This is a genomic window from Lactovum odontotermitis (genome assembly GCF_054658595.1).
In genome coordinates, this window is sequence record NZ_BAAGGQ010000013.1 from 17,232 (window position 1) to 37,417 (window position 20,186).

A 20,186-nucleotide genomic window follows, 5' to 3' on the forward strand; every position below is an offset into this window, starting at 1 on the left:
CTATTTTCCAAACTTTAGTTATTCGTCGAATTTTCTGTGCTGTCACTAGCATCTCCGACCTCTTTATCCTCTTCACTGTCTTTACTGTCTTCAAATTTTTCAGCTTCACGGGCAAATTTCTGAGCCATTGCCTCCATCGCCAAATCCCCTTCATCAAGCTGATAATTTTCATCCGGCACCTCATTGAGATTCGCGTAGCATTCAATCGCCGCCTTGAGATTAGCAAATTTGACCGGCGCCTGCCCGCCATACTCACCATCCAGATTAATCAGCCAGCGCTCCGAATTGAGCGGCTCAACCTTGACGCTTTTGGCTTTAATATATTTAATATTTTTATCAGTCATATGACGGCCGGAGCCCCCGGCCACAATGGCCAGCAGCGCCAGCAGCTCAATCAAATTGTCTGTTTTAACCAGAATCAGCGTGAAAAGCCCGTCATTGAGCTGCGCATCAGGCGCAATATTCTCAAAACCGCCGACCGAATTCGTCAGCGCACAGAAGAACATAGAAATGTCCTCTTCAATCGTTGTCCCGTCATAAGTGATACGCACCGGCGACTTCCTCACCCGAGGCAGAAGCTCAGCACCCTTAGTCAAATAAGCCAAGTAGCCGAAAGTTGTTTTCATCTGTGACGGCACCGCATAAGTCAGCTCTGTCAAAGCACCCGCAGCCGCAATATTGATAAAATAACTTCCTTCATTCACGCGACCGACATCAATCCCAAGCACCTGCCTCTCACCGACGATTTCAATCGCCTTGACCGGGTTTCCGCGGGGAATCTTCAAGGCACGCGCAAAATCATTCGTCGTGCCGACCGGAATAATCGCCATCTGCGGACGCCGCCTGCGAGACACCGACATAATGCCGTTCACCACTTCATTCAACGTACCATCGCCGCCCGCAGCGACAATCAGGTCATAGCCCTGCTTCGCGCACCTGGCCGCCTCTTTCTGAGCAGAATGCACTTCCGGCTTCGTCGCAAAAGCCGACGTCTCGTAGCCATAACTTTCCAGTCTATCCAATATATCTGCAATATACTTTTTGATAATCTCCTGACCGCTCGTAGGATTATAAATCAGCCGTGCTTTCATAGATGCCGCTTCTTTCTAGGAATTTCCGTTTCTAAATTTCATATTTATATTTTGGCCAAGTCGTCCTCCGACCAGACCTCTATGCCAAGTTCTTGCGCCTTGGTCAATTTTGAGCCAGCCTCCTCACCAGCCACTACCAGGTCAGTTTTCTTCGAAACTGAGCCGGTCACAATCGCACCAAGACTTTCCAGCTTTTCCTTTGCCTCATTTCTGGTCAGACTTGATAATTTGCCTGTTAGAACGACTGTCTTCCCGGATAAAAGCCCGTCCGTCTGCGGTACAGCACCGAGATAGTCAAAATTCAGGCCCGCAAGCTTAAGCTCCGTCAGGAGCTTTTGACTGCCCTCCTGACTGAAATAAGAATGAACCGCGTTGGCCACAGTCGCACCAATCGTTGGAATCAGCGAAATTTCCTCCGGCTCAGCTGCCGCAATTTTCTCCAGACTTCCGAAATGCTGCGCCAGAATTTTAGCCGCCTTACTGCCGACATGACGGATACCCAGCCCGAAAATCAGTTTCTCAACCGAATTATCCCGACTGCTGTCAATCGCCGCCAGCAGCTTCTGAGCCGACTTTTCACCTAAATTGTCCAGCTCACGCAGGTCAGCCTCCGTCAAACGATAAATATCAGCCACATCATGAATCAGCCCATTTTCAAAGAGCGCCGTCACCACCTTCTCGCCAAGCCCGACAATATTCATGGCATTGCGCGAGGTAAAATGAATCAGCTTCTCGCGGATTTGAGCCGGACAGAGCGGATTCACACAGCGCAGCGCAACCTCATCCTCATAATGAATCAGCTCCGAGCCGCATTCAGGACAGTGCTTTGGAATCTCCAGCGGCACAGAATCTGCCGGCCGCTTATTCAGCAGCACCCGCTGCACCGCCGGAATAATGTCGCCCGCCTTATATATCACAACTGTGTCGCCGAGGCGCACATCTTTTTCAGTAATATAATCCACATTATGCAAAGTCGCCCGAGACACCGTAGTCTGTGCCAGCGTCACCGGCGTCATATTGGCCGTCGGCGTGACAACACCCGTTCGCCCGACCGTCCAGTCAACACTCAGCACTTCCGTCTCAGCCAGCTCCGGCGGAAATTTATAAGCAATCGCCCAGCGCGGAAATTTGACAGTAAAGCCGAGCTCATCCTGCTGCGCCAGGTTATTGACTTTGATGACCACGCCGTCAATGTCATAGGCCAGCTTATCACGCATTTCTGTACATTTTTCTATAAATGCGTAAATTTCATCTAGGTTTTTGGCAAAAACTCGGTCAGGATTGACTGAAAAGCCCAGCTGAGCAAAGTATTCCAGCACTTCTTCCTGCGTGTCGCGCGGTGCATCACCTGCCGCCTGATAAAGAAAAGTGGCCAGTCCGCGCTTTTTCACCACACGCGTATCAAGCTGGCGCAAAGTGCCGGCTGCGGCATTTCTCGGATTTGCGAAAGCAGGCAATCCCTCCATCTCGCGCTCGATATTCAGCTTATCAAAATTCTTGCGCGGCAGATAAGCTTCCCCGCGCAGAATCAGAGCAATCGGGTCTGCAAGTGTCTGCGGCACATCTGAAATCTGGCGAACTTGTGCCGTAATATCCTCGCCGACCGAGCCGTCGCCCCGTGTCGCCGCCGTCACCAGCCGCCCGCCCTCATAGTAGAGAGACAGCGACAAGCCGTCGATTTTCAGCTCGCAAATGTATTCAGGATTCGGGAAAGTCTTGCGCACACGCGCATCGAAGTCGGCCACCTCTTCCAGCGAGAAGGCATCCTGTAAAGAATACAGATTGTAGGGATGTGTAAACTTTGTGAAGCCCTCCAGCACCTCTCCGCCGACTCTTTGCGTGGGCGAATCGGCCCGCACCAAATCGGGATTTTCCGACTCCAGCTGCTCCAGCCGCGCATACTGACGGTCATACTCCGCATCTTCGACCGACGGCGCATCCAGCGTATAATACTCGTTGCGATAGCGATTCAGCGTCTCTACCAGCGATTTCATTTCTTCCTGAACATTCATGACTCTATTTTATCATAATTAGGCTTGCTTTTACAGAAAAATCTGATATAATAAAAAAGTTCGTGACAGGGCAAAATCATCCGCCCTTTTCTCCGGCATACGGCGCTATAGTGAAGTGGTAACACATGGCTCTGCAAAAGCCTAATCACCGGTTCAAATCCGGTTAGCGCCTTTCTCGGCAGTAATGCCTGCTTTCTCCAGCATACGAGAAAGCAGATGGTTACTGCTTTTATCTTGTCCTCATATAAAAAAATTTGTCTTTTTCGTAGTTTTGCGGATTTTTCTCCCTTTTTTCAAAAAGAACCCCCTCCTCATAGCGACACTTAAGGGCACCTCCTTCAACTGTTCTGGATGCTTGTCAAAATAATCCAGTCCGCGCTGTGAAATTTCACGCGGATAACGTACCGCCAAATTTGACAGTACATTTTCTTGTGGTATAATAGACATATAAAAGGACTGGCGGCAACCAGTCCAGTGTAGCCGTTTTAAGAACGGTAGCAGATTTAAGTCAAAAAATGACCGTTACTGGCTAAAGTAGGGCGGTCATTTTTTGTTGTTCTTGTCACTCATTATAACTGCAATCAGCGAACCAAAAGCAATCATAATCAACAGAGCATCTGAAACAGACAAACTTTTCTGCCTTTCATGTTGATAAGGCTTGCGCCCATAATTCTCATCATAAGCACCACCTCCCATTAAGGCTACCGTCCATAAACTTCTACATCGTAATTATAGCAAAGCTTGCCGTATTTGACAAGCTTTTTTAATGTTCTCCTAATGAAAGCAGCATCGATTATTATTGTTGTAGGCACAAGTCGGAATCAGAATATTCCTAATTCCCACGGCAAAATCTAATCAAAAACTACTTCTTCAACTGCTCACTCACCTTCATCCGCCGCCATGGACTAATAAAAGTTAAAGCCTGAATCTCCACTGCCAGTTTATCCTGAGTCTCCGTCAGTACAAGGGTCAGTCGCGTGATGTCTGCTTTAACGGTATTTTCAAGAACCGCCAGATTCTGCAGATTGAGCTGACTGAAATCCTGATAGGCAGGGTCGTTCATGACGATTTGGATATGTTTGACCAGCTTGGTGATTTCATGGTGAATGCCTGGGAAGTCAACCTGAGAAATTTCCAGTTTCGCGTTTTCAGAAATCACGTCGGCTTTGGTTCCTTCACGGATTGCCGCATCTTTCAGGTCGTACACATGCTTAGAGCGCTCATTGGAGATGGAATGACCCAAAGTCAGGTCATGTTCCAGCTCAAGCCTCTCGCTCATGTAGCGCAGTTGTGTGTCGGTGTAGAGACGCAAAGCCGTAATGAGCGAGATGCTGTAGTCGTGAATGGCATCGCTGCGCCGGATTTTCGACTCCTGCAGGCGGGCGTTGTGCTGGTAAATCATGGTCAAAAGCAGTGAGGCCAAGGGTACCAGCGTCAGAAAGGGCGTCATGATTGCGATAATCTGTGTGAGTGTCATGAAGTAATCCTAACGGGCGAAGCTTAAAGCAAGATTAAAATTCGGCGTGAAATTTTCGGACAAATTCAAGCTTTTTTTCACAAAATTTGGTAAAATATAGCTATTAAAATTAAACGTTTTCAGAGAAAGAGGTACAAGTATGAAATCTAAATTCACTCTCGGGTTCATCACTGGAGCTGGTGCGACTCTGGCCATTGTGGCCGCAGGTCTCGCCACTGTCAAACTTGCAGTCATTGACCCGATTGAAAAACACGAAGCTTGGATTGAAGAGAATAAGAAAAAAGCCAATCGCAAGGCAAATGGGCACCCGTATTGAGCTGAGCTCTGATTCGAATGCCATTAAAACAAAAAAGGGCCAAGCATGTCTGTATGCATGACTCTTTTCTAATTTCCGTTTTTTGAAACTGCAAGTTCAATCTTTACCGGGCCACAACTCCGCCATCAATCGGCAGTTCAATACCGGTTATGAATTTAGATTCATCACTGGCTAAAAAGAGTACAGCTTGTGCAATATCAACCGCTTCACCAAGATACGGCAGTGGTGTATTAGCATGGAACCATGCGAGCATGTCCGGATTTTCGAAGAGTGCCTCTGACATGGCAGTGCGAATGTAACCAGGATGAATTGAATTACAGCGAATGTTGAATTGAGCATAATCAACAGCAACAGCCTTCGTCAACGAGCGGACAGCACCTTTACTGGCAGTATATGGACCAGACCCGCTGTTGCCGACGAGAGCCGCCATCGATGAAATGTTGATGATTGAGCCGCCATTATTGTCGCGAAGGAGGGGCAGGAAAGCTTTGAGGCTTAAAAAGATGCTGGTGCAGTTAATATCCATCACTTTATGCCAGTCCTCAAGACTTGCTTGTTCAAGTGGTGTGGCGAAAGAAATACCGGCATTGTTAACGAGGATATCAAGCGGACCAAAGTCATTCCTGACAGTATCAGCGACGCGCTGCCAGTCTTCAGCGCTTGTAACATCATGCTTAAGTGCAATCGCAGCACCGCCGTTTTCGTTAATCTCTGCAACAACTTGATTGAGAGCATCGACATTAACATCAGTGGCAATTACTTTAGCGCCTTCCTGAGCCAATAATCGGGCAGTTTCAGCCCCCATGCCGCTGGCTGCTCCAGTTACAACGGCTACTTTATTCTGAACACGTTTCATTTTTTCCCCTCTCATTTTTTTATTATGTTTAATTACATTATAACACAAAAATGAAAGCGCTGTATATTTTTACTTATTATTATATAAAATGGTCCAGAATTTCACATTCTAGACCATTTTTCCTTCAAAATTCGGTTTTTTATTCTTCTGGATACCAGCTGTAGTGATACATCTCGCCGCGAGGCTTATCCGTGCGCTCATATGTATGTGCACCGAAATAATCACGCTGTGCCTGAATCAAATTGGCAGGCAGCTGCGCACTGCGATAGCTGTCATAGTAAGAAATCGCGCTGGAGAAAGTCGGAACCGGAATTCCAGCCTTCACAGCCATTGCCACGACATCACGGACAGTTTCCTGATATTTCTTCGTCACATCAATGAAGTAGTCATCCAGCAAAAGATTTTCCAGCTCAGCATCCTTGTCAAAGGCGTCAGTAATCTTCTGCAGGAACTGTGCACGAATGATGCAGCCCGCGCGCCAAATACTGGCAATCGTCGCGTAAGGCAAATCCCAGTCATATTCCTTAGAAGCCGCACGCAGCTGCGCAAAGCCCTGCGCATAAGACATGATTTTGCTGAAATACAAAGCCTGGCGAATCTTCTCAATCATTTCTTTCTTGTCGCCGTCAAACGCAACTGCTGGTCCTGCCAGCACTGCTGAAGCTTTGACACGCTCATCCTTGTAAGCGGAAATGAAACGTGCATAGACAGACTCAGTAATCAAGGAAAGCGGCACACCGAGGTCCATAGAGCTCTGTGAAGTCCATTTACCCGTGCCCTTATTGCCGGCGCGGTCGAGAATCTTGTCGATAATCATGCCGTCGCCCAAATCATCCTTGCATTTGAGCACTTCTTTTGTAATCTCAATCAGATAGCTGTCCAGCTCGCCCGTATTCCATTCTTCAAAAACCTGCTGAATCTCAGCCGTAGACAAGCCCAGCACGCGCTTGAGCAAGTCATAGGACTCAGCAATCAGCTGCATGTCTCCGTATTCAATACCATTGTGAACCATCTTCACATAGTGGCCGGCACCGTTCGGGCCCATGTAAGCCACACATGGCATGCCGTCCTGAGGCGCTTTCGCCGCGATTTGCTCAAAGATTGGCGCAACCAAATCGTAGGCCTCTTTTTGTCCGCCGGGCATCATGGATGGGCCAAGAAGCGCCCCTTTCTCGCCGCCGGACACACCTGTCCCGATAAAGTTAATGCCCGAGTCAGCAAGCTCAGCGCTGCGGCGCATCGTATCAGGGAAATGCGTATTTCCGCCGTCAATCAGGATGTCCCCCTTGTCAAGCAAAGGCAAAAGCTGCTGAATCACAGCGTCCGTCCCTTTACCCGCCTGCACCATCAGCATGATGCGGCGCGGCTTTTCAATCGCAGCCACAAATTCCTCTACCGTCTTCGTCAGGACGAAATTCTTGTCCGGGTGCTCTGCCACAACTTCTTCTGTCTTAGAAGTTGTACGATTATAGATAGCAACTGTATAGCCGCGGGATTCCACATTGAGCGCAAGATTCTTGCCCATTACTGCCATGCCGACGACGCCGAAATTAGCTTGTGTCATTATATTCCTTCCAAGCCGGCCTTTTAACAACCGACTGCTTTTTATATTGTTCACTTTCTATTATACTTGAAAAAGCTGAATTTTTGCATAAAAAAAATCGGAAATCGAAAGACCTCCGATTAAACTACTATTTATCGTCTTCTGCGGGCTCTTGCGTCCAGCTGTAATCTTCCGACAAATCGCCATCGTCCGTCTCTGCTTCATCAGGCCCATCCTCAGCATCAGCAGCATCCGTCGGGTTAGAAAGACGCTCTGCAAGCTTGTCCTTCGTCTCCTGGAAAAAATCGCGCACAGAATCGACTGACAGCTCGCCTGAATCCACTTTTTCCTTGATTTCATCCCGGCGTGCCAGCAAATACTCTTTGGCCGTATCGGCTGAATATTCACCGGAATCAAATTTGTCTTTGATTTCGTAGAATTTGTCAGTTGAAAAATCGCGCAGGTCCTCAAGTGTCCCCTGAGGATTCTCTTTGAACTCATTGTATTTGTCCATTGCGTCTTCACGCAGTTCTGCACCCTTTTTCGGAGCGACAAAAAGTGCAGCTGCTGCACCAATGACGGCGCCAAACAAGGCACCGCTTAAAAATCCTGATTTCTTTGACATAAAAACCTCCCTTTAAATTACATTGCCAAGCGCTTAATCCATTTTTTTCTTTTTGGACAAAAGCCCTGTTGCTGTGCGGCCCACTTTAATAATCGCAGACTGCTTCGCATGTTTTGCACTTTTACGAGAAAACTTCGACACGAAATGACGTCCCGAATCATTGACCGCTGAAACACTTTCGGACAAATCAGCCACAGCTGTAAAAAGCGGGTCAATCGTCGCCACCTTGCCGTTGACATCTTCCAGCAGCGTATTGGCCTTCGCCATCAGATTATCCGCCTGATGCAGCAGCACATCCACATCGCTCGACATTACTTTAACAGTCTTATTGACGCCGGACATCGTCTGAATCAGTTTAATCACGAAAATCGCCAGCAAAAGCACCAGCAAAATCAACACACCGTATAAAATTGTCACCAAAGTCGTTTGCATAAAACCTCCCAAAAGTTAACACAATTATATCACAAAGCCAACTGACATAGAGTTTCATTTGCTTAAAATTTTTATTACAATTAGAATTCTAAATCAGAACTTTATACTCAGCTTAAGCGGATTTTTCTTATGATTAAGAGCAAAGAAAACAATCCCAACCAGAATCAGCAGCCCAGACAGCCACTGTGAAACACGCGCAGGTCCCAGCATCAGACTGTCCGTCCGCATGCCCTCGACCACTACACGCACAAAACCATACCAGACCAGATAAAAAGCAAAAATATCACCGGATTTCAAGAATTTCAGCCGATGACGGAAAATCAGAATCAAAATGAAGCCAGACAGCGTCCCGATACTCTCAAAAAGAAAAGTCGGCTGCCGATAATGCCCGTCAATGAACATCTGCTTGCGAATGAAGTCCGGCAGATAATTCAGACTCTTAACAATCGCACCATAAGCCTCCTGATTGACAAAATTCCCCCAGCGCCCAATCGCCTGAGCAACTAAAACACCTGGAACTGCAATGTCCAGAAAATCCCGAACCTTAATCAGCTTATAGTAACAGAAAATCAAAAGCGTGATAAAACCGGCAATGAGCGAGCCGTAAATCGCATTGCCCCCGTCCCAGATAGCAATAATCTCGCCTGGGTGCTGCGAATAGTAAGGCCACTGAAAGATGACATAATAAAGACGCGCGCCCACAATCGCCAGCGGAAAAGCAATCAGGATAAAGTCAATCACCGCCTCCGAGTCAATCTTCTTTTTCGGCGCTTCGCGCATCGCCAGCCAGACTGCAAGCACCACGCCCGAAACAATAATAATCGCATACCAGTGAATCTCAAAAGGCCCAAGCTTCAAAGCGATTTTCGGAATTGCAGCAAGAAATGGCATCATTTTTCAGTATTTCCTTCTATCAGCTTGGTCAAACGGCGTTCAAAATCCGCCGTCGTGTTATAGCCCATCTGCTTCGCACTAAAGTTTGACACAGCTGCCTCGATGATAACAGACAAGTTCCGCCCCATGTTGACAGGCACCTTCAGCAGCGGAACAGTCACATCCGCCAGCTCCAGCTTATATTCCTGACTTCCCAGGCGGTCGTAATCTTTTTCTTTAGACTGTTCCTCCAGCCGCACAGCCAAGTCAATATTCGACGTATCCTTGACAGCCCCAGCACCAAACAAAGTCTGCACATCAATGATTCCCACACCGCGGATTTCCAGCAGATTGCGCAGAATCTCCGGTGACTCGCCGCGAACGGTGAAAGCATCCTTTTTGTAGACCTCCACCCGGTCATCCGCAACCAGACGATGCCCGCGGCGCACCAGGTCCAAACCAGTCTCAGACTTACCAATCCCGCTCACACCTTGAATTAAGACACCGATGCCAAAAATGTCCATCAGAACACCATGAATCGAGGTCCGAGGCGCCAGAGCTTCATCCAAAAAACTGGCAATCTGTCCCGACAAACGACTCGTCGCTTCGGTTGACTTCAACAGCGTCACATCATGATGCTTGGCGGCCATGAGCATTTCCTCAGGCGCTTCGAGGCCGCGGGCAACGATGACTGCCGGCGTATCATCCGAGAAAATTTTCTTCAGCAGCTCGTAGCGCTCATCTCCGACATTGCGCATCATATAGGACCATTCCTTCATGCCGAAGAGCTGAATACGCTCACTCTGGAAGAAATCAAAATAACCGGTCATCTCAAGGCCCGGACGCGTAATATCTGATGAAGTAATTTCCTTTTTGAGCGAAGTTTCAGACGAATAAAGCTTTTCAAATCTGACACGCTCTGTCAAATCCTTAACTGTAACCATTGTTTTATTATAACACATCCCTCGAAATTTATTCTAGTATTCAAACAAATCGGAAGCTGATATTTGACAAAAGTTGAAAAAAAGACTAAAATGTATTTAGTTAGTTTATATTTTATTAAACAAACTAAATTCAACAAAGAAGGTCCATTATGACACGCCAAACCCAAGAACTCACACTTAATCCCGAACTCCGCGCTTTTCAGGAACAACTCCTTGCAAGCTATGCCAAGCAAAACAAAACCGCCGAAAAAGGACAAATTTTGTTCATTGGCTCAAGCATTATGGAAATTTTCCCCATTGAAAAGTGGGAAGAAACAGGTAAAGTCAAATTTGCTAAGCACATCTACAACCGCGCCGTCCGCGCCACAACGACACAGTTCATTTTAGACCATCTCGAAACACAAATTTTCGACCTCGCACCAAGCAAGATTTTCATCAATATCGGGACAAACGACATCGGTTTTCAAGTGCCGGAGGCGACATTCCGAGCCAACTACGAGCACATTATCCGTCTTATTCAGGAAAAGCTGCCAGATACAAAGATTTACGTCTTGCGATATTACCCCGTGAATAATGCGGATTTCGGCGACGATTCCGATGAGGCTCTGCTCCTCGCGACACGGAGCAACGCACTGTTTAACGCTGCAAGCGAAAAGAACCGGGAAATGGCCGAGAAACTCGGCGTACGCTTTATCGATGCCAGTGACGGACTTTATGATGACCAAGGCAACTTGAAAAAAGAATATACATTTGACGGCGCGCATATTCTGCCGAACGGCTGTGAGGTGATTCTGTCGAATCTGACGCCTTACATTAACGAATAAACATCGAAAAAAGCCTTTGACAGATGACATAGCATTAGAGCTTACTAAGATAATCTTGAAATCGTCAAAGACTTTGGCAAACGGCGGGAAGGGTGAAGAGTCTACCCGTCATTTAAGTGTTTTCATTATAACATATAAAGGTAAAATAAGAGTAAAATTAAAATCGGTCTTCTCCCAGTTTGAGGATTTCCGGGAGAACTGTCCTGTTCATTTCTTCTCCAGCAGTCCACTTGATTTAATCTCAATTGTACATCATAATGTCGATATCGTACAAAGAAAAAACATTATGACGTTAGCGACCAGCCAGTCAAATTTTCGTGCAAAGGAGACAAGTTCAACGCTCATCCTTTGCACAGTCAAAACATTCTTCGCCTGAGCTGTTACTTTTTTCGTGCGGTTTCTCACTAGTCAATAGCAATATATACAAAGTGTCTTTCTCTACTTTTGAGGAAGGCACTTTTTTTGCGTCTTAGGCTTGCTTTTGTGAAAAGCAGGGGAATGTGCAATTTTCTGTGAAACAGCTGAAATCTGTCCCCTTCATTCGGGGAGGTATTACTGAACATAAAAACAGTGACGCAATGATTGGAAATAAAGGAAAGTCGAGTTCTCGTCCCCTTCACTCGGGGAGGTATTACTGAACTACGCCAACTTTGCCGTACGATTTGCCTATTTCCATGAGTTCTCGTCCCCTTCACTCGGGGAGGTATTACTGAACACGCTGGAATATGAACGCGATAAGAAATTTTATCTCGTTCTCGTCCACTTCACACGGGGAGGTAATACTGAACAAAATTATAGGCGTCAATGAATTTCATTTTGACATGAAGTTCTCGTCCCCTTCACACGGGGAGGTAATACTGAACAACTCTCGAAGACATTCAGAGTTTTATAGAGGAAGGGTTCTCGTCCCCTTTATTCGGGGAGGTAATACTGAACCTGAGCAATTCGCGGAATTAAAGCGAAGAATTTCGGAGTTCTCGTCCCCTTCACACGGGGAGGTATTACTGAACAAGCTATTGAATATAAACCAGATTTCACGTTCTAGTTCTCGTCCCCTTCACACGGGGAGGTAATACTGAACACCAACCTTGGAGACCCGCGTCCACCATGGGCTAGATTTGCCTTTTGCACACTTCAGCTTTTTCGGCTCTAAATATCCTCCTTCATTTTTTAACAAAGTCTTAAACTCCTTCATATATCTGCTTCTACAGCTTGCACACATGAAGCCTGTTTTACATAATTCCATGCCAGCTTCAGCTTAAATTAAACTGAAATTTTCTTCCGCCCTGTCTTTTTGGATTGGTTTGTCATTGTTTCTGTATTGACCACTAACATTAGTTTACCACCTTTCATTAAATTGTCAATTTTGTCAGGTCGTTTCTTCTACTCAAAATATTGCAAAGCAATAGTTTTCATCAGGGATTGCGTGTTGTCCGTACTCTTCTGCTTTGTCCCAGCAGTCACTGCACAGGCGCAGAACAACGAGTGAATCTGTCTCCAGATTGATGATTTCTTTGGCTTGTGTGATGAGTTCTGTGAGAGTGTCTTCTTCCATTTCTCCGGTGAAGACGCTTTTTTGCATCCGCAGGCTTGCTGTCTGTAAGAGGGCCACGAGCCGCGCGCGGCGCTTGCTTGTCACGATGTCATACATTAAAACGACTCTTAGTGTCAGCGCCATCGTAAGCCCTCGTATTCTTCGGGATTCTCGGTGTAGATGGCTTTGGCGAGTTTCTGGGCCTGACGGTAAATGTGCAGGCGTAGGCTTCCTGAGAATTCCGGGATGGCGCCTTTGTGTTGTATTCGCTTTTTTGTATTGGAAAATGATTCCAGTCCCCTTTATTCGGGGAGGTAATACTGAACCAGAGGATATTGCACGCGGCTTCTATCTGGTGGAGGCGTTCTCGTCCCCTTTATTCGGGGAGGTAATACTGAACTCAGCTTATAAATATTTTTAGACAGTTCATCCAATTTTTCTGGTAAAAGCAGGACTCTATCTTCAAGTATCTTAATTGTAACCATTGATCGAAATCTTTCAACTTTTTGCTGAAAATTTTTATCTTTCTTTCGGCAACGATAGATTTTTTCTTCAATAGGCAAGTTATCAATGGCTGGGTTGTTAGTTTTTTCAAACTCCGAATAAATCTCAATCCTCATTTTTTCTTTTGGAAGAGGATTTCCGTCTTTTCCCTTTTCTCGTTTATTAGAAGCTATACAAATGAAATCAATATTACCAGCTAACCCCAACATCAGTCTAAGAAACAAGAATCGTTCTGATTTATCTTTTTTAATTAAACCAAGGTTGTGCATTTTTATAAACTTTTTGTCATTACTATAGGGTGTATGCTTCTCAGGAGATTCCTTTTTATATGTCAACCCTGCTTTATCTGCATAATAAGCACGTAAGAATCCCCTCTGGAAATCTTTATCTTCATTCTGATAAAACGTTCTTTCTTTTTCACCATCTCTAATTCGGCCATTAATACCTGATTTCATCAAATTGTAAAGTTTAGTAGATTCAGATAATTTATAATGTGCCTTAATAATTTCGGAATGCTTGCAACGGTCTTGATTTGCATAACCGGTTATTCTTGGACGCCGTGAATAATCAGAGCTTTCAATGTTCAGTCTTGCAAATTTTGGATAAATCTTCGTAATCTCTTCATCAGAAACATACTTCTCTGTAGCGAAGCTTCCAAATCCCTTACTTTGACGCGTTCCAAAATTATTAGTTGCAAAAAACAAATCAATATATTTTTCTATCAAATCCTTGAGATCCTCAGATTTTGCAATAATTCTTAAGCCTACGCCGTCTTCATTAAAGATTATCTTTTTTCTTTCCTTACCTTTTAAACCAATATTGCCAAAATATGAAAGATAAACGTCTACTTCATTACCTTCTTTATCCACTGGTATAATTTCTTTGAATTTTCCCTTTGATTTTATCTGCATCTTATAATCCAACGCACGATATTTTTTACCGTTAACCTTGGGTAAATACCAACTTTCCTGAATTTCATCTGGGAAGTGTTCCTGCAAAAATTTATCCAGTTTCGGCTTAACCTCACTCGCGCGTAAAGTCGCTCCCTCCTGATCGGCCTGAAAATGAATAATCGGAGTGACTTGCTTAAGCGTGACTTTTAATTCATTCATTGATTTACCTGCTTTCTATCAGTATTATTTATATTCTAATTTGTTTTATTGTTCCGTTAAGATGTAAATAGTTGATTTGATAGCGCTTTCATTCCCGAAACAAAATATTTACGTTATCTACATAACATACCTTAAATTTTACAACTTTTTCCTTTTACCGTCAAGTTTTGCTAAAATTGACAAAATATTTCTTTTAATATAAGTGTCCAGAATTAAACAAGCAATCCACCAAAAAAAGACCATCAAACGATGATCTTTCCAAAAAATCAATCAGAAACCGCAGCGTCCTTCGCCGCCTCCTGATGCTCCTCATAATCAGCCTCTTCTTCGACCTTATTTGAAATCACAATCTTATCATCAATCACATCCGCAAAAAGCTGCTTATTCTCAGGATGCTCAATATAGAAATCAGCAATCGGATCCTCAATATGCTCCTGAATCGTACGACGCAGCGGACGCGCGCCCATTTTCGGATCATAGCCCAAATCCACCAGCTTCTCCTTAGCAGCCTGCGAAACTTCCAAATGAATGTCATTTTTAGCCACTTGTGAATTAACCTCATCCAGCATCAAGTCAACAATGTGAATCAAATCTTTCTTAGACAAAGCATTAAATTCAATGATACTGTCGAAACGGTTCATAAACTCCGGATTGAAGAATTCGTCCAACTGATTAAGAACTGAATTCGTACGTCCTTCATGTGCAGCGCCAAAGCCGACATTCGCCTCTTTACGGCTTGTTCCGGCATTAGAGGTCATGATGATAATCGCATCCTTAAAGGACACGGTACGACCCTGTGCATCAGTCAAACGCCCATCGTCCAGAATCTGCAGGAACATATGCAGCACATCCGGATGCGCCTTTTCAATCTCATCAAGCAAGACCAGCGAATAAGGATTGCGGCGCACTTTCTCAGTCAGCTGACCCGCTTCCTCATAGCCCACATAGCCTGGAGGCGCACCAATCAGCTTCGCCACTGAGTGCTTCTCCATATATTCCGACATGTCGAAACGAATCATGCTGTCAGCCGAGCCGAAGAGCTCAATCGCCAGCTGCTTCGCCAGCTCCGTCTTACCCACACCCGTCGGTCCGACAAACAAGAAACTTCCGATTGGACGATTAGGCTTGCCCAGACCGACACGCGAACGGCGAACGGCCTTAGCCACCTTATCAATCGCTTCATCCTGGCCGATAACATGCGCTTTAAGGTCACTCGCAAGATTAATCAGCTGCGTCTGCTCCTTCTCTTTCAAGTCGCCGACCGGAATATGCGTTTTCGCCTCAACAATCTGTTCGATATCTTTTTCAGTGACAATCGGCGTTTCATCATCTGTCACCTCATGCTTCGCTAACTCATGGAGCTTGGCAATCTGGTCGCGGAAATAGGCCGCTTTCTCAAAGTCCTCCGAGCGCATGGCCTCATTTTTCGCTTTCTCAGCTTCGTTGATACGATTCTGAACATCCTCAGGGTTGACAAACTTCAAGGTCAGATTTTTCTTCGAGCCAGATTCATCCAGCAAGTCAATCGCTTTATCGGGCAAGAAACGATCTTGGATATAACGGTTTGACAGATTCACAGCCGCCAGAATTGCATCATCGGTATATTTGACGTGGTGATAATCCTCATATCGCTGCTGAATACCGCGGAGAATAGTGATTGTCTCGTCAACAGTCGGCTCATCAACAGTCACAGGCTGCATACGACGCTCCAGCGCCGCATCTTTTTCAATCGTCCGGTATTCATTCAGCGTCGTAGCCCCAACCAGCTGCAGCTCGCCGCGCGCCAGTGCAGGCTTCATGATATTGCCCGCATCCATGTTGCCGTCGCCGGCCGAACCTGCACCTACGATTTCATGGATTTCATCAATGAACAGAATCACATCTTTGCGCTTCTTGACTTCGTCCAGGAGCTTTTTCATGCGCTCTTCAAACTGACCGCGAATACCCGTTCCCTGTACCAGAGAGACAACATCCAAGCGGATAACTTCTTTATTTGCAAGCTTCTGCGGCACATCGCCGTCCACAATTTTCTGCGCCAGTCCTTCAACCACAGCAGTTTTACCAACACCTGGCTCACCAATCAGGACAGGATTATTTTTAGTCCGGCGGTTCAGAATTTCAATCACGCGCGTAATTTCTTCGTCGCGCCCAATGACAGGGTCAATTTCGCCGCGGCGCGCAGCCTCAGTAATGTTGATGCCATATTCGCCCAGCAAACCCTTATCTTTTTTCGGACCGCGCGGACCGCCAGGCCCACGACCAGCTTGAGTCGGCGGCGTCTGAAACGAACCTTGCTGCTGACCATTTAAGGCGCTGAAAATATCGCCGAATGGATTAAAAGGCTCCTGAGGAGCAGATTCGGGCTGACTATTAGCGAAAAGTGCCTCTTGACCTCCAGCCTTCATGATTTGATAACAATTTTGACAGAGATCCGTCTGCCGTTTCTGACCATTCACGTTCGTGTAGAGGTGAATCGTCGCTTCATTTAGATTACAATTTTGACAGAGCATACTTTTTGCCCTCCTTTTTCTTTGAAAACATCACTATTTTACTGCAAATAGTTTAACCAAAGGTTAAATTCGGCTTGACAAAACTTTGACCTTTTTTGACCTTTGTTAAACTATTATATACTAAGTTTTTGCGCTTGTCAAGAGATTGAATCGACTTGTAAAGCTTGTTATATTCAGCCTTTACAGCTTTTCAGAAAAATAAATTAGCACTCCAGGTTTCGAAGTGCTAATCTGCAAATAATTAATTCATAAAGTCTTTCAACTTTTTGCTGCGGCGCGGATGACGCAATTTTTTCAGCGCCTTGGCCTCAATCTGACGAATACGCTCACGCGTCACCTTAAACTGCTTGCCCACATCTTCTAAAGTATGCATACGACCGTCATCCAGGCCGAAACGCATACGCAGCACATTTTCCTCACGGTCCGTCAGTGTGTCCATGACCTCGTCGAGCTGCTCGCGCAACATCGTCCGGTTAGTATAAGTCGCCGGGTCCTCAATAATATTGTCTTCAATAAAGTCGCCCAGATGAGAGTCGTCCTCTTCACCAATCGGCGTCTCCAGCGAAACCGGGTCCTGAGCAATCTTCAGAATCTCACGCACACGAGACGCTTCCAAGCCCATTTCCTTGCCGATTTCCTCTGGCGTCGGCTCCTGCCCATTCGTCTGCATCAGCGTACGCTGCACACGAATCAGCTTGTTAATCGTCTCAACCATATGCACAGGAATACGAATCGTCCGCGCCTGGTCCGCAATCGCGCGCGTAATCGCCTGGCGAATCCACCAAGTCGCATAAGTTGAAAACTTGAAGCCCTTCGTGTAATCAAACTTATCCACCGCCTTCATCAAGCCCATATTGCCTTCCTGAATCAAGTCCAGGAACTGCATCCCGCGCCCGCTGTAGCGCTTCGCAATCGACACTACCAGACGCAAGTTAGCCTCCGCCAGCATCTGCTTGGCCATCTCCCCCTCTTCGCCGCCGCGGATAATCGCCTCCGCCAGCTTCGTCTCTTCCTCAATCGGAATCAGGTTGTACTGGCCAATTTCCTTCAGATACATGCGCACAGGATCGTCAATTCTGGACTTCGCAACAATATTGTCCAGATTCTCGGCCTCAGCGTCCTTCTGGATGCTCTCGTTTGACGCCACTGCCAGGTCTGAAGGATTCCCCTTTTCATCCAGGATAGAAATACCTGCATCCTGAATCTTCTGAATGGCCTCTTCTATCTGGTCTGCTTCCAGACCCAGCTTGATGGCCAAATCATCAGTAATCTCTGTATCCACCACGGTCATCGTAACCTTGTGATTCGCGATGAAATCCTTTAACTCTTTGTTAAAAACAGTTTTACTTGTCTTCTTCTCCTCTTTGGCTTTAGCCTTATGTGCCGGCTCAGACTTTTTAGACGTTTCAGCATTTTTTGCCGCCGGCTTTTTCCTTACTCTGACTTTTTTGCCGAAGTCTTTGCTGGCGCCTGACTTTTCCATGGCCGCCAGCAGCTTTTTCACATCCTCCATCACAATAGATGAAGAATGCGACACAACCGGCAGTTTCAGTTTCTTTGCTTCTGCCACCAAATCCACATTGCTGTAGCCGGTTTCTCTTGCAAGATCGTAAAGACGTTTTTTCACTTGTTTTTGAGTCAAATTTGCCCCCTCTGTAGCTGTTGTCGTAATTGGACGATTTGCTGCGCCAATTCGAGTTCTTTTTTCTGATTGCCTTCTTTCCTGGCCTCGGTGCCCTGCCGCGACAAATTCTCAATCTTGCTCAGCACACTTTCACGCTTAAAATTTTCCAGGAGCTCATGCAGCTCATCTTCTGTGAAAGTTTCCGGCAGATTCAAGTTGAGAATGTCGAAATAAAGCCCGCGCAGACTTTCATCCAAAGTTTCCGGAAAGAAAGTCTGATCAATTGTTCCCGTTGTCATTTGCTCAATAATCAGCGCACTGAACAAAGCATCCGTATCCGGATTCTGGAATTTTACCGCCGGGTCAACACTTAGCCGCGCCAGCAAATCCGGCTGGAGAATCATGCGCTGTAAAAGCTGCCGCTCAAGCCGCTCCGAACGCGACAATTTCCGCGGAACGACCTGAAAATAATTGTATTCAGCATTTTCCGGCGGCATCTGAGCATCCGGCGGAAAATAATCTGACGGCTCCGCATAAGCCGGCTCCTGAAACGAATTCCCATTACCATTATGAACAGAATGAACATTTTTGACAGCCTGCTCCACTTGATTATACTCGAAATCCGGCAATATCTCAACTAATCGGCGCATATAAACTGCCTGCGCCTCCAGATTCATCTCTCCAGCGATAATCGGCGCCATAATCTGCAGAAATTCCAGCTGATTCACCACATTTTCCAGATTCGCCGGCCGCAGATAATCCATCAGGAACTCCGACTTACTCATGCGGAAATTCTCCAGCAAATTCTGCAGCGCCTCTGGCCCATGCTCACGCGCATACTCATCCGGGTCCTGCGCATCCGGAATCTTGACGATTTGGACATCCAGACCATGAATGACCTTAAGCGACTTGTCGATTGCGGCCTGCCCTGCCTTGTCGCCGTCCGTTACCAGAATCAGCTTCTTGGCCAGATAAGACAAATTCTTAACGTGCCTCTCAGTCAAAGCGGTACCCATAATGGCCACGACATTGTGCAAACCCGCCTTATGCGCCGCAATCACGTCCATAAAGCCCTCCATCAGGTATACTTCCTTCGACTTTTTGATGGAAGCCTTGGCATGGTCAAGATTGTAGAGCACATCCGACTTCTCAAAAATCGGCGTGGTCGTCGTATTCACATATTTACCCGGGCGCTCGTCGCCTTTTTGCCAAATACGGCCGGAAAAGCCGATAGCCTGACCATTCTGGTCATGAATCGCAAACATTAGCCGATTCTGGAAGGTATCAAATGCTTGCTTATTTGAAAAACTGAAAAGCCCTGAGTTTGCCAAGACCTGATCATCGAATTTCGACGACAAACTCTGATAAAGAAAATTCGGCAAATCTGGTGAAAGCCCGATATTGAACAGCTTCATCGTCCGCTCGTCTACACCGCGCTCCGACAAATATTTCCGCGCCGCCGCACCCTGCTCCGTAATCAGCAGATAATTCTCATACAGATAACTGGCCTGATTATTAATCTCATAAAGCTTCGCATTCGGCGATTCCTGAGCCTGCAGCTCTCTCTGGTCAAACTGGACATTGATGCCGGCATATTCCGCAACCTCCTTGACCGCCTGCACAAAGCCCACCTGACGATACTCCATGACAAAATCAAAGACACTACCGCCCTTGCCGCAGCCGAAGCACTTGAAAATCTTCTTGGCAGGATTCACATTGAAAGAAGGCGTTTTTTCACTATGAAAAGGACAAAGACCCTGGAAATTCTGCCCCGTCTTCTTCAGCGCCACAAACTGACCGATAAAATCAGCAATATTGACACTGTTTCTGATTTCAGTAATCTCTTCTTTAGAAACTGCCATATACTCTCGTCTCGCCCCCTTCCTGTGAAATAAATAGCTCAAAAAAC

At 46.2% G+C, this 20,186-nt stretch carries 17 protein-coding genes and 1 tRNA gene; 3 read left to right on the forward strand and 15 right to left on the reverse strand.

What is annotated here, in order from left to right:
• Positions 1-14: 14 nt before the first annotated feature.
• Together ACYQ2E_RS07885 and ligA are read right to left on the reverse strand one after the other, a co-directional pair.
• Positions 15-1,091 (reverse strand): diacylglycerol kinase family lipid kinase, encoded by a 1,077-nt coding sequence (locus ACYQ2E_RS07885; RefSeq protein ID WP_460017525.1) that lies wholly within the window; start codon positions 1,089-1,091, stop codon positions 15-17.
• A 44-nt stretch (positions 1,092-1,135) separates the two neighbouring features.
• Positions 1,136-3,103 carry an NAD-dependent DNA ligase LigA gene (gene ligA / locus ACYQ2E_RS07890; RefSeq protein WP_460017526.1) on the reverse strand — a complete coding sequence of 656 codons (1,968 nt, stop codon included), beginning with the start codon at positions 3,101-3,103 and terminating at the stop codon, positions 1,136-1,138.
• Positions 3,104-3,204: 101 nt separating this feature from the next.
• Between ligA and ACYQ2E_RS07895 the strand changes: the two genes are divergently transcribed.
• Positions 3,205-3,275: transfer RNA gene (locus ACYQ2E_RS07895), tRNA-Cys, on the forward strand.
• 371 nt (positions 3,276-3,646) lie between these two features.
• Here ACYQ2E_RS07895 and ACYQ2E_RS07900 read toward each other — a convergent pair.
• A complete protein-coding gene (locus ACYQ2E_RS07900) occupies positions 3,647-3,799 on the reverse strand; it encodes a hypothetical protein (protein ID WP_460017527.1) in 153 nt (50 codons plus the stop codon).
• 166 nt (positions 3,800-3,965) lie between these two features.
• The gene (locus ACYQ2E_RS07905) at positions 3,966-4,580 is read right to left on the reverse strand and encodes a hypothetical protein (RefSeq protein ID WP_460017528.1); all 615 of its coding nucleotides are present in this window, start codon (positions 4,578-4,580) and stop codon (positions 3,966-3,968) included.
• 139 nt (positions 4,581-4,719) lie between these two features.
• On the opposite strand from ACYQ2E_RS07905, the gene ACYQ2E_RS07910 reads away from it, so the two are divergent.
• Positions 4,720-4,896, forward strand: a complete 177-nt coding sequence (locus ACYQ2E_RS07910; protein WP_460017529.1) for a DUF3042 family protein — start codon at positions 4,720-4,722, stop codon at positions 4,894-4,896.
• A 103-nt stretch (positions 4,897-4,999) separates the two neighbouring features.
• Here the strand turns inward: ACYQ2E_RS07910 and ACYQ2E_RS07915 are convergent, their stop codons facing one another.
• The 6 genes from ACYQ2E_RS07915 to hprK form a co-directional block, all read right to left on the reverse strand.
• The gene (locus ACYQ2E_RS07915) at positions 5,000-5,752 is read right to left on the reverse strand and encodes an SDR family NAD(P)-dependent oxidoreductase (RefSeq protein WP_460017530.1); all 753 of its coding nucleotides are present in this window, start codon (positions 5,750-5,752) and stop codon (positions 5,000-5,002) included.
• Between the two features lie 139 nt (positions 5,753-5,891).
• Positions 5,892-7,316, reverse strand: a complete 1,425-nt coding sequence (gene gndA / locus ACYQ2E_RS07920) for an NADP-dependent phosphogluconate dehydrogenase (RefSeq protein ID WP_460017531.1) — start codon at positions 7,314-7,316, stop codon at positions 5,892-5,894.
• A 127-nt stretch (positions 7,317-7,443) separates the two neighbouring features.
• Positions 7,444-7,920 carry a YtxH domain-containing protein gene (locus ACYQ2E_RS07925; protein WP_460017532.1) on the reverse strand — a complete coding sequence of 159 codons (477 nt, stop codon included), beginning with the start codon at positions 7,918-7,920 and terminating at the stop codon, positions 7,444-7,446.
• Positions 7,921-7,953: 33 nt separating this feature from the next.
• The gene (locus ACYQ2E_RS07930) at positions 7,954-8,352 is read right to left on the reverse strand and encodes a DUF948 domain-containing protein (protein ID WP_460017533.1); all 399 of its coding nucleotides are present in this window, start codon (positions 8,350-8,352) and stop codon (positions 7,954-7,956) included.
• Positions 8,353-8,445: 93 nt separating this feature from the next.
• Positions 8,446-9,246: a prolipoprotein diacylglyceryl transferase gene (gene lgt / locus ACYQ2E_RS07935; RefSeq protein ID WP_460017534.1), complete on the reverse strand. Its 801-nt coding sequence runs from the start codon at positions 9,244-9,246 to the stop codon at positions 8,446-8,448.
• Positions 9,243-10,169 (reverse strand): HPr(Ser) kinase/phosphatase, encoded by a 927-nt coding sequence (gene hprK, locus ACYQ2E_RS07940; RefSeq protein WP_460017535.1) that lies wholly within the window; start codon positions 10,167-10,169, stop codon positions 9,243-9,245. Before hprK ends, lgt begins: the two co-directional genes overlap by 4 nt.
• A 149-nt stretch (positions 10,170-10,318) precedes the next feature.
• Between hprK and ACYQ2E_RS07945 the strand changes: the two genes are divergently transcribed.
• On the forward strand, positions 10,319-10,993 hold the full coding sequence (locus ACYQ2E_RS07945) for an SGNH/GDSL hydrolase family protein (RefSeq protein WP_460017536.1): 675 nt from the start codon (positions 10,319-10,321) through the stop codon (positions 10,991-10,993).
• Between the two features lie 1,387 nt (positions 10,994-12,380).
• On the opposite strand, the gene cas2 is transcribed toward ACYQ2E_RS07945, so the two are convergent.
• The 5 genes from cas2 to dnaG all read right to left on the reverse strand — a co-directional run bounded on the left by cas2 (position 12,381) and on the right by dnaG (position 20,139).
• Positions 12,381-12,671, reverse strand: coding sequence for a CRISPR-associated endonuclease Cas2 (cas2, locus tag ACYQ2E_RS07950; protein ID WP_460017537.1), 291 nt, complete (start codon positions 12,669-12,671; stop codon positions 12,381-12,383).
• Between the two features lie 158 nt (positions 12,672-12,829).
• Entirely contained in the window at positions 12,830-14,143 is a 1,314-nt protein-coding gene (locus ACYQ2E_RS07955) for a hypothetical protein (RefSeq protein ID WP_460017538.1), read from the reverse strand.
• Between the two features lie 266 nt (positions 14,144-14,409).
• Positions 14,410-16,653 (reverse strand): ATP-dependent Clp protease ATP-binding subunit, encoded by a 2,244-nt coding sequence (locus tag ACYQ2E_RS07960; protein ID WP_460017539.1) that lies wholly within the window; start codon positions 16,651-16,653, stop codon positions 14,410-14,412.
• Positions 16,654-16,894: 241 nt separating this feature from the next.
• Entirely contained in the window at positions 16,895-18,166 is a 1,272-nt protein-coding gene (gene rpoD, locus ACYQ2E_RS07965; RefSeq protein WP_460017565.1) for an RNA polymerase sigma factor RpoD, read from the reverse strand.
• A 125-nt stretch (positions 18,167-18,291) separates the two neighbouring features.
• Complete coding sequence (gene dnaG, locus ACYQ2E_RS07970) at positions 18,292-20,139, reverse strand: DNA primase (RefSeq protein ID WP_460017540.1); 1,848 nt, start codon at positions 20,137-20,139, stop codon at positions 18,292-18,294.
• Positions 20,140-20,186 lie beyond the last annotated feature (47 nt).

Excerpts from the sequence above, each read along its gene's own strand:
- ACYQ2E_RS07960 (WP_460017539.1), bottom strand. The coding sequence starts at position 16,653 with ATGCTCTGTCAAAATTGTAATCTAAATGAAGCGACGATTCACCTCTAC.
- ACYQ2E_RS07885 (WP_460017525.1), bottom strand. The coding sequence starts at position 1,091 with ATGAAAGCACGGCTGATTTATAATCCTACGAGCGGTCAGGAGATTATC.
- dnaG (WP_460017540.1), bottom strand. The coding sequence starts at position 20,139 with ATGGCAGTTTCTAAAGAAGAGATTACTGAAATCAGAAACAGTGTCAAT.
- ACYQ2E_RS07915 (WP_460017530.1), bottom strand. The coding sequence starts at position 5,752 with ATGAAACGTGTTCAGAATAAAGTAGCCGTTGTAACTGGAGCAGCCAGC.
- cas2 (WP_460017537.1), bottom strand. The coding sequence starts at position 12,671 with ATGGCGCTGACACTAAGAGTCGTTTTAATGTATGACATCGTGACAAGC.
- ACYQ2E_RS07900 (WP_460017527.1), bottom strand. The coding sequence starts at position 3,799 with ATGGGAGGTGGTGCTTATGATGAGAATTATGGGCGCAAGCCTTATCAA.
- hprK (WP_460017535.1), bottom strand. The coding sequence starts at position 10,169 with ATGGTTACAGTTAAGGATTTGACAGAGCGTGTCAGATTTGAAAAGCTT.
- ACYQ2E_RS07930 (WP_460017533.1), bottom strand. The coding sequence starts at position 8,352 with ATGCAAACGACTTTGGTGACAATTTTATACGGTGTGTTGATTTTGCTG.
- ACYQ2E_RS07905 (WP_460017528.1), bottom strand. The coding sequence starts at position 4,580 with ATGACACTCACACAGATTATCGCAATCATGACGCCCTTTCTGACGCTG.
- ACYQ2E_RS07925 (WP_460017532.1), bottom strand. The coding sequence starts at position 7,920 with ATGTCAAAGAAATCAGGATTTTTAAGCGGTGCCTTGTTTGGCGCCGTC.
- ACYQ2E_RS07910 (WP_460017529.1), top strand. The coding sequence starts at position 4,720 with ATGAAATCTAAATTCACTCTCGGGTTCATCACTGGAGCTGGTGCGACT.
- rpoD (WP_460017565.1), bottom strand. The coding sequence starts at position 18,166 with ATGGAGGATGTGAAAAAGCTGCTGGCGGCCATGGAAAAGTCAGGCGCC.
- ligA (WP_460017526.1), bottom strand. The coding sequence starts at position 3,103 with ATGAATGTTCAGGAAGAAATGAAATCGCTGGTAGAGACGCTGAATCGC.
- ACYQ2E_RS07945 (WP_460017536.1), top strand. The coding sequence starts at position 10,319 with ATGACACGCCAAACCCAAGAACTCACACTTAATCCCGAACTCCGCGCT.
- gndA (WP_460017531.1), bottom strand. The coding sequence starts at position 7,316 with ATGACACAAGCTAATTTCGGCGTCGTCGGCATGGCAGTAATGGGCAAG.
- lgt (WP_460017534.1), bottom strand. The coding sequence starts at position 9,246 with ATGATGCCATTTCTTGCTGCAATTCCGAAAATCGCTTTGAAGCTTGGG.
- ACYQ2E_RS07955 (WP_460017538.1), bottom strand. The coding sequence starts at position 14,143 with ATGAATGAATTAAAAGTCACGCTTAAGCAAGTCACTCCGATTATTCAT.